The organism is Shewanella sp. WXL01, from assembly GCF_012263345.1.
Lineage (GTDB): Bacteria > Pseudomonadota > Gammaproteobacteria > Enterobacterales > Shewanellaceae > Shewanella > Shewanella maritima.
Map to the genome: position 1 here is coordinate 242,580 of NZ_JAAIKQ010000002.1, position 14,442 is coordinate 257,021.

At 45.5% G+C, this 14,442-nt stretch carries 10 protein-coding genes; 4 read left to right on the top strand and 6 right to left on the bottom strand.

Annotated elements, in window-relative coordinates; all coding sequences use genetic code 11:
- Positions 1–800: 800 nt before the first annotated feature.
- The 4 genes from G3R49_RS06255 (at position 801) to G3R49_RS06270 (ending at position 4,682) form a co-directional block, all read left to right on the top strand.
- Complete coding sequence (locus G3R49_RS06255) at positions 801–2,357, top strand: cytochrome ubiquinol oxidase subunit I (RefSeq protein ID WP_130597759.1); 1,557 nt, start codon at positions 801–803, stop codon at positions 2,355–2,357.
- Positions 2,358–2,372: 15 nt separating this feature from the next.
- Positions 2,373–3,512, top strand: coding sequence for a cytochrome d ubiquinol oxidase subunit II (cydB, locus tag G3R49_RS06260; protein ID WP_130597758.1), 1,140 nt, complete (start codon positions 2,373–2,375; stop codon positions 3,510–3,512).
- A gap of 15 nt (positions 3,513–3,527) precedes the next feature.
- Positions 3,528–3,641 (top strand): cytochrome bd-I oxidase subunit CydX, encoded by a 114-nt coding sequence (cydX, locus tag G3R49_RS06265; RefSeq protein WP_130597757.1) that lies wholly within the window; start codon positions 3,528–3,530, stop codon positions 3,639–3,641.
- Positions 3,642–3,782: 141 nt separating this feature from the next.
- Entirely contained in the window at positions 3,783–4,682 is a 900-nt protein-coding gene (locus G3R49_RS06270) for a LysR family transcriptional regulator (RefSeq protein WP_167869048.1), read from the top strand.
- A gap of 152 nt (positions 4,683–4,834) precedes the next feature.
- Here G3R49_RS06270 and G3R49_RS06275 read toward each other — a convergent pair whose 3' ends face one another.
- The 6 genes from G3R49_RS06275 to G3R49_RS06300 form a co-directional block, all read right to left on the bottom strand.
- Complete coding sequence (locus G3R49_RS06275; protein ID WP_167869049.1) at positions 4,835–5,428, bottom strand: LUD domain-containing protein; 594 nt, start codon at positions 5,426–5,428, stop codon at positions 4,835–4,837.
- A gap of 10 nt (positions 5,429–5,438) precedes the next feature.
- The gene (locus G3R49_RS06280; RefSeq protein ID WP_167869050.1) at positions 5,439–6,818 is read right to left on the bottom strand and encodes a lactate utilization protein B; all 1,380 of its coding nucleotides are present in this window, start codon (positions 6,816–6,818) and stop codon (positions 5,439–5,441) included.
- Between the two features lie 11 nt (positions 6,819–6,829).
- The gene (locus G3R49_RS06285) at positions 6,830–7,573 is read right to left on the bottom strand and encodes a (Fe-S)-binding protein (protein WP_167869051.1); all 744 of its coding nucleotides are present in this window, start codon (positions 7,571–7,573) and stop codon (positions 6,830–6,832) included.
- Positions 7,574–7,959: 386 nt separating this feature from the next.
- Complete coding sequence (locus tag G3R49_RS06290) at positions 7,960–9,972, bottom strand: methyl-accepting chemotaxis protein (RefSeq protein ID WP_130603207.1); 2,013 nt, start codon at positions 9,970–9,972, stop codon at positions 7,960–7,962.
- A 241-nt stretch (positions 9,973–10,213) separates the two neighbouring features.
- Positions 10,214–13,294: an efflux RND transporter permease subunit gene (locus G3R49_RS06295; RefSeq protein ID WP_167869052.1), complete on the bottom strand. Its 3,081-nt coding sequence runs from the start codon at positions 13,292–13,294 to the stop codon at positions 10,214–10,216.
- A complete protein-coding gene (locus G3R49_RS06300; RefSeq protein ID WP_245335281.1) occupies positions 13,291–14,439 on the bottom strand; it encodes an efflux RND transporter periplasmic adaptor subunit in 1,149 nt (382 codons plus the stop codon). Before G3R49_RS06300 ends, G3R49_RS06295 begins: the two co-directional genes overlap by 4 nt.
- Positions 14,440–14,442: the final 3 nt, after the last annotated feature.

Below are 14,442 nucleotides of genomic sequence, written 5' to 3' on the forward strand. Positions count from 1 at the left end.
AGTCATGTGATATCCCCCATTGATTAGTCGAAATCGTTAAGGCAACGACTCCCTGGCAGACACTGCAATTCGTTTTCTTAACTTGGGGATAGTTTAATGATTACCTAATAAATCCACAAACGAGAAAAAATGATAAATCGCATTAGTAAATCTAATCTTTTGGGTGTGATAGGGTCAAGTTTAAATCTGCTTTATTTTCTTATTCTATTGATTTTAATGCTATTATTGTATTTAAGTTTACGGATGCGTTTTAGGTGTATTAATGTTATAAAATGTTAAGTTTTGTTTTTGTTGATTTCATTTTTTATTATTAGCTTTTGATTATGTAATTCAATACTTGCTGACATTTTGTGAATTTTTTCCTAGCACGATTCTTGCTGTATATCAATACCCACATAATTGTAGTTTGCGCCCTCGCCCAAAACCCGCTAAAAGCCGCTGAATTTATTGATTTGGCTCAAATCTCAGTGGTATAAAATTAGAGTCTGAAGTCTATCTGTATTTACTTAAGGCGCTGAAAATAAAGAGTATTTAATGGTGTTTCGTCTGCGTTGTTTGTAATTTGTGTGTTTTTTGTTCAAAAGCAGTGTTTCAAATGACTCGAGACGAAACGGCGTTTTTTATATAAAAAGTCGGGCAGTATCCAACTAAACCCAGAATGTTTGCATTTAACATTTTACTAACCTGTTTAGAGGTTGCTTAAGGTTGGAGGCCGAACGGCACAAGAAGCATCTATATTGAGCCAATCTCAATTTAGAACAAACCATCGAATTTGGTCGTACTGAAGTAAGGAGTCGCCAATGATAGTTGAAGAGGTAGTTGAGCTATCGCGCTTGCAATTTGCGCTGACAGCCATGTATCACTTTATATTTGTTCCATTGACACTGGGTCTTGCCTTTATCTTAGCTATTATGGAATCGCTGTATGTGATGACTAATAAGCAAATCTATAAGGACATGACCAAGTTCTGGGGTAAACTTTTCGGGATTAACTTCGCGCTAGGTGTTACAACAGGTCTAGCAATGGAGTTCCAGTTTGGTACAAACTGGGCATATTATTCGCATTATGTTGGTGACATCTTTGGTGCGCCACTTGCCATTGAAGGTTTAATGGCCTTCTTCTTAGAATCGACCTTAGTTGGTATGTTCTTCTTCGGTTGGGACCGCTTTAGTAAGCGTCAACATTTAGCCATTACCTGGTTAGTCGCAATCGGCTCTAACATGTCGGCGTTGTGGATTCTGGTTGCGAACGGCTGGATGCAAAACCCAGTAGGCGCGGTATTTAACTATGAAACAATGCGTATGGAAATGACCAGCTTTGCTGAAGTGATTTTCAACCCTGTTGCTCAGGTTAAATTCGTACATACTGTGGCATCGGGCTACGTAGCAGGCGCTATGTTCGTACTTGCTATTAGCTCTTACTACATTCTTAAAGGTCGTGACTTACCATTTGCGCGTCGTTCATTTGCCATTGCAGCAAGCTTTGGTATGGCGTCGATTCTGTCAGTAATGGTACTGGGTGACGAATCAGGTTACGAAGTAGGTGAAGTGCAGCGCGTTAAGCTAGCGGCGATTGAAGCTGAGTGGCACACAGAGCCAGCTCCAGCAGCATTTACTGCATTTGGTTTCCCTAACCAAGAAACTATGGAAACTGACCTAGCGGTTAAAATTCCTTACGTGATGGGTATCATTGCGACCCGTTCTTTCGATGAGCAAGTAACAGGTATTATTGACCTGATTGATGAGCATGAAATCCGTATCCGCAACGGTATGGTGGCATATTCATTACTTGAACAAATTAAAGCGGGCAACGAAAGCCCAGAAGTTCGTGAAGCCTTTGACCTTGCAAAAGGTGATTTAGGCTACGGCTTGCTACTGAAGCGCTACACTGACAATGTTGTAGATGCAACAGAAGAACAAATTAAAGCAGCAGCGAAAGATTCGATTCCAAACGTTGCGCCACTATTCTGGTCATTCCGTGTGATGGTTGCTTGTGGTGTGATTATGCTGATCGTATTTGCCGCAGCTTTCTGGCAAAGCACGCGTCATCGTATTGCAGAGAAGAAGTGGGTACTTAAAGCAGCGCTTTACTCGTTGCCTCTGCCTTGGATTGCCATTGAGTGTGGTTGGTTTGTTGCTGAATATGGTCGTCAACCATGGACTATTTCCGAAGTGCTGCCAACCTATGTATCGGCTTCAACACTAACGGTTTCAGATCTGTGGTTCAGTATCATTTCGATTACCTTGTTCTACTCAGTATTACTAGTGATTGAGATGTTCTTGATGTTCAAGTATGCGCGTTTAGGCCCTAGCAGCTTAAAGACCGGTCGCTATCATTTTGAAAACCAAGATGCGTAATCAGAGGATCTAACAATGTTTGATTATGAAGTATTAAGATTTATCTGGTGGGCGTTAATCGGTGTACTATGCATCGGCTTTGCGGTTACCGACGGCTTTGATATGGGTGTGGGTGCGCTATTACCAATCGTTGGTAAAGACGACACTGAGCGTCGTATCATGATTAATTCTATCGCACCACACTGGGACGGTAACCAAGTATGGTTAATTACCGCAGCTGGTGCATTATTTGCGGCTTGGCCAACTGTTTATGCGGTGTCATTCTCAGGCTTTTATGTCGCCATGATGATCACCTTATTTGCGTTATTCTTGCGTCCAGTAGGTTTTGACTATCGTTCAAAAATCGAAGACCCAAGATGGCGTAAAGCATGGGATTGGGCTCTGTTTGTTGGTGGTTTCGTACCGCCGCTAATCATAGGTGTGGCATTTGGTAACCTACTACAAGGTGTACCATTTAACTTCGACGAGTACATGCGCGCAACGTATCACGGTAACCTATTTGGTCTACTGAATCCGTTTGGATTACTAGCAGGTCTTATCTGTGTATCTATGATGATGATGCAAGGTGCATCTTGGCTACAAATGAAGACCGAAGGTGAGCTTCGTGTTCGTAGTGCAAGAGCTGCCCAAGTTGCGGGTATCGCGCTAACAGTTATGTTTGCAGCCGCAGGTTTCTGGTTAGCAAATGGTATTGACGGTTACGTTATCACTTCAACAATTGATACCGCTGGCGCGTCAAACCCAATGAACAAGACAGTAGCGATTGAAGCAGGTGCTTGGCTTGCAAACTACGACAAGTACCCAATCACTATGTTGTTCCCTGCGTTAGGTCTACTTATGCCAGTGCTTGTTGTACTAGCGAGTAAATTTGACCGCAGCGGTTTCGCATTCTTCTTTAGCTCACTGGCTATGGCTGGCATTATTCTAACGTGCGGCGCAGCAATGTTCCCATTCGTTATGCCATCTTCACTAGAGCCAAACATGAGCTTAACTATGTGGGATGCAACAGCAAGTCAAATCACGCTACAAGTCATGACAGTGGCTGCAATTATCTTCGTACCTATTGTACTTAGCTACACTGTGTGGACTTACTTGAAGATGTTTGGTCGCCTAACCCGCGACTTCATCGAAAAGAACAAAGCATCACTTTACTAATTGGGAGCATAATATATGTGGTATTTCGCTTGGATTTTAGGTGTGTTGCTAGCATGTTCATTCGGCATTATTAATGCGCTGTGGTTAGAAAACACCGAAAATATGGACCGCGAGTCGACTGAAGACTAGTTGATTTTTAGGTTCAAAATAAAATCCCCTTAGCCTATGGTTAAGGGGATTTTTTATTAAGACAAATTGAAGTATTACAAGCATGCTGCAGACTATTACAATGTGGCATTGATATGAAATGACGTGCTTAACGGGGTCATAGTGGCAGAACATGCAGGTACACAAATAGCGCTAATCCATTTGTTTGTTCATTTGGTTAATGCAGGCAGTTATACCCAGGTTGCGGCAGATTTGAATATGCCTGTGGCATCGGTAAGTCGCAAAATTGCTAAGCTAGAGGCGTTGCTGAACACTCAGCTATTAATGCGTAGTACACGCCGTTTAAGATTGACCGAAGAGGGCGGCGTGTTGTTTGAACGCTACCAAGGTGTCATTGCTCAGCTTGATGAGCTAAGCCATCCTTCACGTGCTAAGCCTGAAGGCACGTTGCGCCTTGCAACGCCAATATCCATCACCTCAATGCTACTCATCGAAGCCTTTACCGAGTTTGGGCAACTGTATCCTGATATTGACCTGCATATTAGCCAGAACAATCAAACTATCGATCTTATTGATGAGGGCGTGGATGTTGCGATTGTCGGCGGAGCGCAGCCTGATTCATCCTGGATATCTAAATTGTTTGGCGTATTGCACTATGGGCTGGTGGCGTCACCTGAATATATGGCGTCAAAACCTGAGTTAACTGCACCTGAGCAATTAGATGACTATGACTTAATTAAAGTATGGCCATTGTTCAACTGGATTTTGACCCACAAAGAGCAGGGCGAGTATTATCACGAGCAGTCAAGCAAGCTTACCTTATCCGATATTTATGGCGCCATCAGAGCGGCTAAAGCTGGAGGCGGTATCTTGTATGGTCCGCTTAAGTTTGTTGAGCCTGAGTTGAAATCGGGTGAGTTAGTTCAGGTGTTGCCGCAGTGGAAAGGTGAGACCAGACGTATTTCTATGCTTTATCATCAGCGCAGTCATCAGCCACTTAAGGTGCAGCTGTTTATCGATTTCATGTTGTCAAAAGCCGAGCATATTTTTGCCAATCGTTGATTTTTATCGACTCGCTAGAGCACTTATTTCAATACATATTCAAAAGCCACTAACAGCAAGTGTTAGTGGCTTTAGTTTGTTAGGTTCTTTGGTTTGCTAGAGACTTTGGTTTACTAGATGTTTAGTAATCTGGCTTTGATAGCCACTGCTGGCTAAATCAGATACACATTTAGGCTACAAGCGCCGTGCGCGCCAACCACCAGTGCTTGCTCAATATCTGCTGTTTTTGAAGGCCCAGCGATAAATACGCCAAACTCACAAGCGTTAAAGTCGATGGCTTTCATCGCTTGGTGCATATTAGCGACAATCGTATCTCGCTTAATAGTGATGATCAGATTTTCACAGATAAAAGGTGTCACTCGATGCTGCTGAGGCAGTGTCAACCAGATAGCGCCGTTTTCAGCAACGGCTACTTGCCCTTCAAGCACGGTAAAATCAACATCGTGCATCTCGTGGGCGCGATCCGGCGATTGCCTGTTTCCTGTTACGCCTGCAACAAAAGATAACACGCTTTTATCTTGTTCAATAAGAGATTGAATATGCTCTGCTAATGCTGATTTGCCGCCTTGGGTAATCAGCTTACCCGCAACCGTACTCAAGTTAGTGGCAAATTGCTCAACTAAGCTGAGTTCGTTTGACTCGTTAGACCTACTTTCACTTATCGGCTCAATATTAATTAGAGGCTTGGGCGCGGTTACTACGGCAGATTGCTTCAGCGCTGCCAAAATGGTGTGTTTACTACTCATTGTTGTCATCCTACTTTTGCTCTCTGTTACGTTTAAACCAAGCTTCGAAGCTTGAATCTGCACCCGCAGGCAACTCACGATATTTGCCCCAGGCACCAGCAAAGGGTTTCAATAGGCTGTGTGGCAATATTTTTAAGCTGGTTCTAGCAATGGACATAGAGCAGTTTAGTGCTGTTTCATTGGCCATTAATTTTCCGACAAGCGGCATGTAGTGACGTTTACCATAAGGCAATTGACCTTGCTCGGCTTTTAAGCGGCGATGGCGCGCGATAATTTTATCTAGCGGCACCTTAGTTGGGCACACATAGCTGCAGCTGCCGCATAACGTGCACGCCCACGGTATCGAGTTGCTGTCATCGTCGCTTGCGCCAACAGCAATACCAATTGGGCCTGGAATGGTGTAGTTATAGCTAAACCCACCTGAGCGGCGATAAACCGGGCAAGTATTCAAGCAGCCACCACAGCGGATACATTTTAGCGACTCGGCTAAGATATTATCTTGCAGCATGTCGCTGCGGCCGTTATCAACGATGATTACATGCATCTCTCCGCCAGATTTTGGCGCTTTATAAACTGAAGAGTAGGTGGTGATTGGCTGACCTGTCGCGTTACGTGCTAGCGTTCGCAGTATTACGGCTGCGCTGTCCATATCTGGCACCAGCTTATCTATGCCCATGGAATGAATTTGCACCCCTGGCAAGTTGGCGCCCATATCGGCATTGCCCTCATTGGTACATACAATCACCGCACCTTGATCGGCTACCGCCATATTCACGCCTGTCATTGCTGCATCAGCGCTTAAAAATTGCTCGCGTAAATGGGCTCTCGCGGCGCGGGTAAGGTAGGTAGGGTCTGACGCGCCGGCTTGCGTGTTGATCTTTTCATGGAACAGCTCACCAACTTCTTCTTTTTTCATGTGAATAGCTGGAACCACGATATGTGATGGCGGCTGCTTAGCTAGCTGGATGATCCGCTCACCAAGGTCGGTATCAATCACCTCAATACCGCGCTGCTCAAGGTAAGGGTTCATGTGACACTCTTCCGTCAGCATCGACTTCGATTTTACTAATTTCTTCACCTTGTGGCGCGATAAAATATCGTAAGCAATTTGGTTATGCTCAGTAGCATCTTTTGCCCAGTGCACTTGGATACCATTAGCTAAGCAGTTGGCTTCAAACGTTTCTAAGTACTGACCAAGGTTGCTCAAGGTATGCAGTTTAATCTGTGAACCTAGCGTTCGTAGCTGTTCCCACTCGGGTAATTGCTTGGCTGCTCTGTCGCGTTTTTCTCTTAGTGTCCAAAGCGCTTTTGAGTGCCAATCAACACGGCTTTCATCTTGGCAAAAAATATCGGCTTTGTAGGCATGAGTTTTAGTTTGTGTTTGCGTCATAATGCTTGCTCCTACAGTGCCATATTGATAATTTGCGCGATGTGGCGCGTGGCAATAGGGAGTTGTTGCCTGCGAACCGTGCCGTCAATGTGCAGCAAGCATGATGGGTCAAAACCAACAATGAACTCAGCGCCAGTATCGGCGTGAGCATGGGCTTTATCTTTGCCCATTTTGCCTGATATCGCGCCTTCATCTAGGGCGAAGGTGCCGCCAAAACCGCAGCATTCGTCGCGCTTTTGCGGGTAAACAATGTTTAAGCCTTCGATACCACTGAGTACCGCCTCAACCTTGTTAAAAGGCGTATCCATGCTTTCAGATGGCGTAGCCAAGCTCAACATGCGAATACCGTGGCAGCTCATTTGCAGGCTAACCTTGCTATTAATGGCTTTGTTGAATGATGCGATAGGTGCAACATCGTGCAAGAACTCAGTTAATTCATAAAGCTTGCGAATGACAGCTTGTGCCTCATCGCTGTCATCAAATTCATGAAAGTTCTCCTTTGCCGCGACTAAGCAAGACGCTGCAGGGCAAACAATGGCATCACATTCCACCCTCTTAAATGAATTAAGCAGTTTTAGTGTCGTGGCGCGGGCTTCGTTAAAGCAACCTGAGTTGGTCATAGGCTGGCCGCAACACGTTTGTCCTTTTGGCAAGATAACTTGGTGTCCTAACTTTTCAAGCAGTTCAAGGGTCGCGATACCCACCTCGGGCATCATTTGATTAACTAAACATGGAATAAACAGCGCGATTTTCATTGAGTTCTTAGCCTATATTGCATATTGCAAGACGAGTCGCTTATCGCCAACTTTGCGATAGCAGCTGAGTTGGTCAGATAATCTACTTGTTTATTTTTGCAAAAAGTACAGTGAAAACAGCAAATGTATCGAGCTATTTTTTCAAAAATGGAAAAGTTGGCAGGCGTTGTAATAGAAAACTCAGGCTAAACAATGGCCTATAAAAAGCCTTTATTGATCAATTTGATTACGCTTTTAAGAACTTTTAATAACAAAAGTGTGCGCTTGTACAAGTTGCGCTGGTGCAAGCGTGCTGGGCTGAAAAGGAAAGCTTGGTGGAATTAGATGATAAAAAAGGGCGCATGTGCGCCCTTAAAAGTGGTAGAAAACTAATCGGGTACCGCTTATTAGCTCACCTTAAACACGCCAATCTTCTGTTTAATGTCTTTAGCCATTTGCGCAAGCTCTTTGGCGGAAGATACGTCCATATCTGCGCGCACATGGCTGTCTTTTGCTAGAGTCGAGATTGAATGTAAGTTGCTTGAGATATCATTTGCCACTGCGCTTTGCTGCTCTGTGGCGCTAGCAATGCTGGTAGTGAATAGTGCTAGCTCTTCAATGCTGGCGTTAATCTGGCTAAGTTGTTCGTTGACCGTTTCACCTTGTTGAGCTGAGCGTTGACCAAGTTGCTGACAGTGTTGCATTTGCTCTGCGGTGAGTTTTACCTGAGCTTGCAGGCGGCCAATGGTGCTGCCAATTTCGCTGATTGAGGTTTGCGTGCGCTGGGCAAGTGAGCGCACTTCATCGGCAACCACCGCAAAGCCGCGGCCCTGCTCGCCAGCACGTGCCGCCTCAATGGCGGCGTTAAGTGCTAGCAAGTTGGTTTGCTCTGCAATGCCGTTAATCACTTCAGTAACCTTACTGATCGCTTCGCTTTCAGTGGTTACTTTTTCAATATTGGTTTGTGATTGGTCTAGCTGCTCGCTCAGCTCTTCAAGCGCGTGTACGACATGATCTAGCTGCTGATGCCCTTCACGTGAAGACACATCGACTTGTTGACTTTGCACTGCGCCGCGAGAGGCATTATCTGCCACTTCGCGCACTGAAGATGACATTTCCTCAATGGCAGTCGCGATTTGCTCTGTTTGTCCAAGCAAGGTTTGCGCTTCTTGGCCATTAAGCTCAGCATTCTCTTGGCCATGGTTTGCCTGTGCTTCAAGGCTAATGACTGATTGTTGCAGTGAGTGGATTAGCTCACTTAAGTTTTCAGCCATCTTGCTAGTGCTTAGGGTTATTTGGTCAATTTCATTGTTGCTTTGAGCGCTGACGTTATCGAATTGCTGTGATAAGTCGCCTGCACCTAGGTTAGCCATTTGCGTTTGCAGTTTAGCCAGAGGTGCGGTGGTTTTGTTAATGACGGCAAATAGCAATACTGAAATAAGTGCTATACCTACTGCGGCTAAACCTAAGATGACCTTTAATAGTGTCACGCTACCATCGTTAAACTCGCTAAGCTTGGTCATGCCGATCATGGTCCAATTCCAGCCATTGACTGCAACGGTATAAGAAACCATGGTGTGACCGTCAGGTGACTCAAATTCGTTAAATGTCTCGGTTTGCATCGCGCTTTGTTTGTCGAGACCATTTAAGAAACTAAGGTCAAATTCTTGATCGCCAGTGACTTGCGGGTGAGAAATAATCTTGTAGTCACTGTTGCTGATGAGCATATAAAAACCAGTGTCTTCAACAGTCAGCTCTTTTAACGTTTGTTGGATTTGATTGACGCTCATTGAAATATCAAAACCGATAAACATGATGCCGATGACTTGGCGGTTATCGTCAAATATAGGGCGGTAAACTGTCATGTAGTCTCTACCAAACAGTTTGGCGTGACCTTCATACTCTTTACCCTGCATCAATAACTTGTAGCCTGGGTGTTGCTTACCTAACTTAGTACCAATAGCCCGTTGACCGTCAGGTTTGCGTAGTGAGGTTGATACACGGACAAAGTCATCACCGTCACGTACAAACATAGTGGCGTTACCACTGGTGAGCTTGGCAAAACGGTCAACTTTACTCTTGGCGCCGTTAAGTAGCTCGTGCTCGTGATAAATCGATGGCGCGCGGACACCTAAAACCTTAACGCGCTTGTCTTTGAGATAAAAATTGCCGGGATACATAACTTTTAGAATGTCGGCGTTACGACGGGCGAGTTCTAGCATGCTGTTATATTGGAGCTCAATTAGCTTGCTGTTGCCGTGCATTTGCCCAATAAGTGCTTTGGTCGCTTTGTCGGTCAGTACCTGACTTGAGGTCATATAAGATACGAGTGACATAAGGCTAAAAACGATGACACTGAGTAGTAGGGCAAGTGACCCAATTTGCTTTGCTAAGGGCCAGCTTTTGTAGTTATTGATCATTACCATTTAATCCCCATTAAATTGAGGCTTTAATGTAAAGAATTTTGGTGTTTTTTTGATTGATTGTAATCACATAAAGGCTAATACTTTTTGATACTTAAGTTAAAAACCGGCGCTAGATCCGCACCGGTTTTTATTGAGCAACATAAAGCGTTAGATAGTTGACGAGTGACAGTTTTCTGACGCTGTTTTGACAGTGCAATTTAGCTAGGTTTAATCACCAAACTTCGCTGTATTTTAGTTAACTGGTACTTGCGCTTTCCACCAAAGTTGCAGGCTGTTGCTTGCTGGACTTCATGAACAAGATGTACATGGTTGGCACCCAGATGAGTGACAGCATAGTGGTTAACAAAGTGCCGCCAGCAATGGCAATGGCAAACGGTGGCCAGAACCCACCACCAGCAATAATTAACGGTAAAAAACCGCCTATGGTGGTCACTGTTGTTGAGCCAATATGACGCCCACAACGGTTGACGATATTGACCACGCCGTCAAAGTCGCCAAGGCGCGCACCAGGGTAAGTTTCTAGCTCTGCTAAAATCACAATTGCCGCGTTAATGGCCAAACCCATTAGGCCAAGCAAACCTATGATGACAGTAAAGCCAAACGGGTAACCAAATACGTATACTGCCAGTAAACCCAGCCCTGCAGATTGCATAGCACTGAGCAAAATAATGCCGGTTAAGCGAAAGGAGTTGAACGACAGCACCACGGTTGTCAGCAGTAGGGTGACAACCACAACAATGTTTGACAGTAGATTACCTACCGCTTCATCACGCTTAGCGCTCTCGCCGCCGATTTCGATGTGATAGCCAGCAGGAATTTCTAGCTGATTAATTTGATCCGTAATGGCGTTAAGCACTTTAGCTGGCAGCACACCACTGGTGATATAAGCCTCGATGGTGTTTACCCGCTCTCCGTTGCGCCTTGGAATAGCGCTGCGACTAACATTGATTTGACTGTCAGCTAACGCCGATAGCGGAATTCCTGAACCGTTAGCTGACACTAAATTCAAACCATCAAGACTACTGGTTTGGTCACGATTTTCATCGCCAAGTCTAACGCGAATTGGCAGTGATTCGGTTTTCTCTAATATGCTGCCGCCAGTAACACCGGTTGTTGCCATTTGAATTTGATTCGCTATATCAGCAAGGCTTAAGCCACTCATTAAGCTGGCATCTTCATTCACTTGTAGCCATACCTTTGGCGTGCTTGGACTCAGGGTTGCGCGAGTATGCAGCACATCGGGTGTTTGCGACAAAATTTGCCTTACTTCATCGCCAAGTAGTTTAAGCGTGTCGAGTGATGGACCGTAAATCATCAACTCTACCGGCGCGTTGAATGGCGGGCCTTGCTCTAGCTTGCGTACCAGTACTTGTGCTTGTGGGTATTCAACATCTAACTCGGATTGCAGCGATAAAATTAGCCTATTTGCCGCTTCAAAATCAGTCACTTTTACCATGGCTTGCGCATAGTTAGTCGCGCCTTGCTGACGTTGAGTGAGGTTATAGTAAAACGATGGCGTATTACCACCAACAACCCAGCTTACCTCAAGTATTTCTTCAATGGCCTGCAGCTTGGCATCAATTGATTTTACCTGAGTTAGGGTATTGTCGATGCTTACGTGAGATGCCAAATACACCTCTATTTGGAACATGTCTCTGTCTGATGGTGGGAAGAACTGCTCGGTCATTTTCCCAGCCGCAATAAAGCCGCTTACCGGTAACACACCCACTAAGATGGCAGTCAATATTGGGCGTTTAAGCGCAAAGTGCAAGCTAAAGGTAAATGCTTGGCTAAGACGCGGAAATGCCATGCCTTGCTGATACCAAGCTGTCGGCGCTTTATCTTGTGAAAAACGTCCAGCAAGCCCAGCAATCACAGTGTGAGAGATGATGTAAGAGCCAAGCAGGGCAAACATGACCGAAATAGCAATGCCACCAACGAACTCGCCAGCTGCACCTGGCATTAGTACGATTGGCGCAAACGCTAGCATGGTGGTAATGGTTGAGCCTGCAAGCGGTAACCACAGGTGGTGAATGGTGTTTTGCACAGCTTGTAGTTTACTTTGTCCGTCGCGGCGCTTTTGCGCAATGGCATCAACAATCACGATGGCGTTATCAACCATGATCCCCAGCGCAACAACCAGACCGGTAACCGACATTTGATGAATTGGCAGGCCTGTATATTTCATGCAGGCTAGGGTAAATAATGCGGTCAGCGGCAGCGATAGCGCCACAATCAATGCATTGCGTAAACCTAATGTCAGTAGCAGCACACCGACAATTAACACAAAGCCTTGCAACAGGTTAATGACCAAATCGCCAAGGCGCACGCTGGTGTAACCTTGCTGGTCAAATAGCCACTGCACCTGAATATTACTAGGTAAATTGACTTCAAAGTCTGCGATGACCTTTTCAACTTGTAACTGCCATTTATCGACGCGGTTGCTATCAATCATTCGCGCGGCAAGCAAGATACCTTGCTCTGAATCAACCAGTGCAATGCTACTGGCTGGGGTTTTCGGCTGACGACTTATTTTAGCCACATCGCCAAGGCGAATGATTTGCCCGAATTGATCAACTTTAAGTGGTACTCGGCGAATACGGCTTTGTGAATCTAACTCACCCGATACCTCAACGAGTGCGCGAAAGTGTTGGTTGTTGAGCTCGCCCGCAGAGATTTTACTGTCTGCATTAGTCAGAATTTGCGCAATAGCTGCAGGGGTTAGGTTTAACTGGCTAATCTTATGACCGTCTAGCTCGACCAGTATTTCTTCTTGCGGCGAGCCATAGAGTTTGACGAAATCTGTGCCATTGAGCACTCGCAGCTTACTTTGCAGCTCTTTGGCGTAGCGGTTAAGAATATCGGCGCGTACTGGCGAGTCATCTGCCCAAACCAGGCCTAAAATAGCGGTGTTTGCGTAACCAACCTGATCGTCCAGAATCCCGTTTTGCGCAGGCACTGGCAGTAGATGTTGTGAATCGCCGATTAAATCTCTTGCTCTTGACCAGACTGGTTCAGTGTCAATTACCGAGTCTTTTAACTCTAATTGAATCACCGAAATGCCTGGGCGAGAGGTAGACTGAACCAGTTTTAGCTCTTCTAGTCGCCTAAGCTCATTTTCTAAAACTTCAGTGACTAATGCTTCAACACGCTCTGCTGATGCGCCAGGGTACTGGGTAATGACTGATGCAAAACGGTTGGTTATGTGTGGATCTTCGGTGCGCGGCAAACTGGATATCGCGCCAAGTCCAGCAACAACCAGCAAGGCAATAAACAGACTTGCCAGACGACCATTTTCTAAAAAGGCTTTAATCATAATGCCTCCGCAGGTGTTGGGCTAACCTGCTGACCCGCGACTAGTTTGTGTAAGCCTTCAACCACTAGCAGTTCGTTGGCATCAATTGCGCCTTTAATAAATGCTTTGGTGTCATCGGTATAAATAATCTCAACATCGCGGCGCTCGGTAACGGTTTGACCTTGCTCACCTTGCTTAACCACAAACACATTCCATAAGCCGCGCACGCCATCAGTTAATGCTGAAATTGGCACCCAGTAACCTTGGGTTGCCATAGTTTGCTGGTAATCAAGATAGGCAATTTCACCATTAATGATGGTTTCTTTAGGATCGAGCGCGATACGTAATTGTACTGTGCGAGTAACGGTATCGACTTCGCCGCTAATACCAGCAATCAGCCCAACCATATCGTGCTTGCCAACGGTGACGTCGACTTGCTGATTAGTTCGTAGGGTTTGCGCCACATCAACAGGCACACCTATGTAGGCCAGCTGATTATGCTGACCAATGAGAGTAAATACTGGCGTGCCAGCATTGACCACTTCGCCTAAATTTTGCTGACGCTTGCTGATAATGCCTGAGAAGGGGGCTACTAGGGTTGATTTTTCAATGCGCAAGCTGGTGGAATCTAAGTTGGCTTCAAGGCTCTGTTTACTTGCTTTGAGGCTTTGAACGCGCTGCTCACTCTCGTCAAGTTGTTGCTCTGAGGCATAGTTTTGTTTGCTTAGCTTGACTACGCGATCAAGGTTGTTGATGGCCAAATCAAGATCCGACTGGGTTTGTTTTAACGTGGCTTTAAGCTGCTTTTGCTCAGCAAGTAGCAGACTGGTGTCGAGCTTTGCCAATATCTGGCCTTGGGTGACGCTATCACCACTGTCGACAAGCAGGGTATCGAGTTTTCCACCTAGCTCAAAACCAATGCCTGTGGTGTTAGCAGAGCGGATTACACCAGTGTAGGTTTGATGTTGATCAAATGAGTCTGACTTAGTTAGCGCTAAGGTGGTGACAGGTTGCAATCTTGCTTGAGTTTGCACCTCCTCTTGTTCACTGCAGCCGCTTAACGTTCCGGCGCTGAGCGCTGCGATGACGACAACCGAGGTTGATGCCTTTAATACACGCTGGTTGATGCCATGCATAGTGCGGCGGCAATTGGCTAGATAAGTCATTAC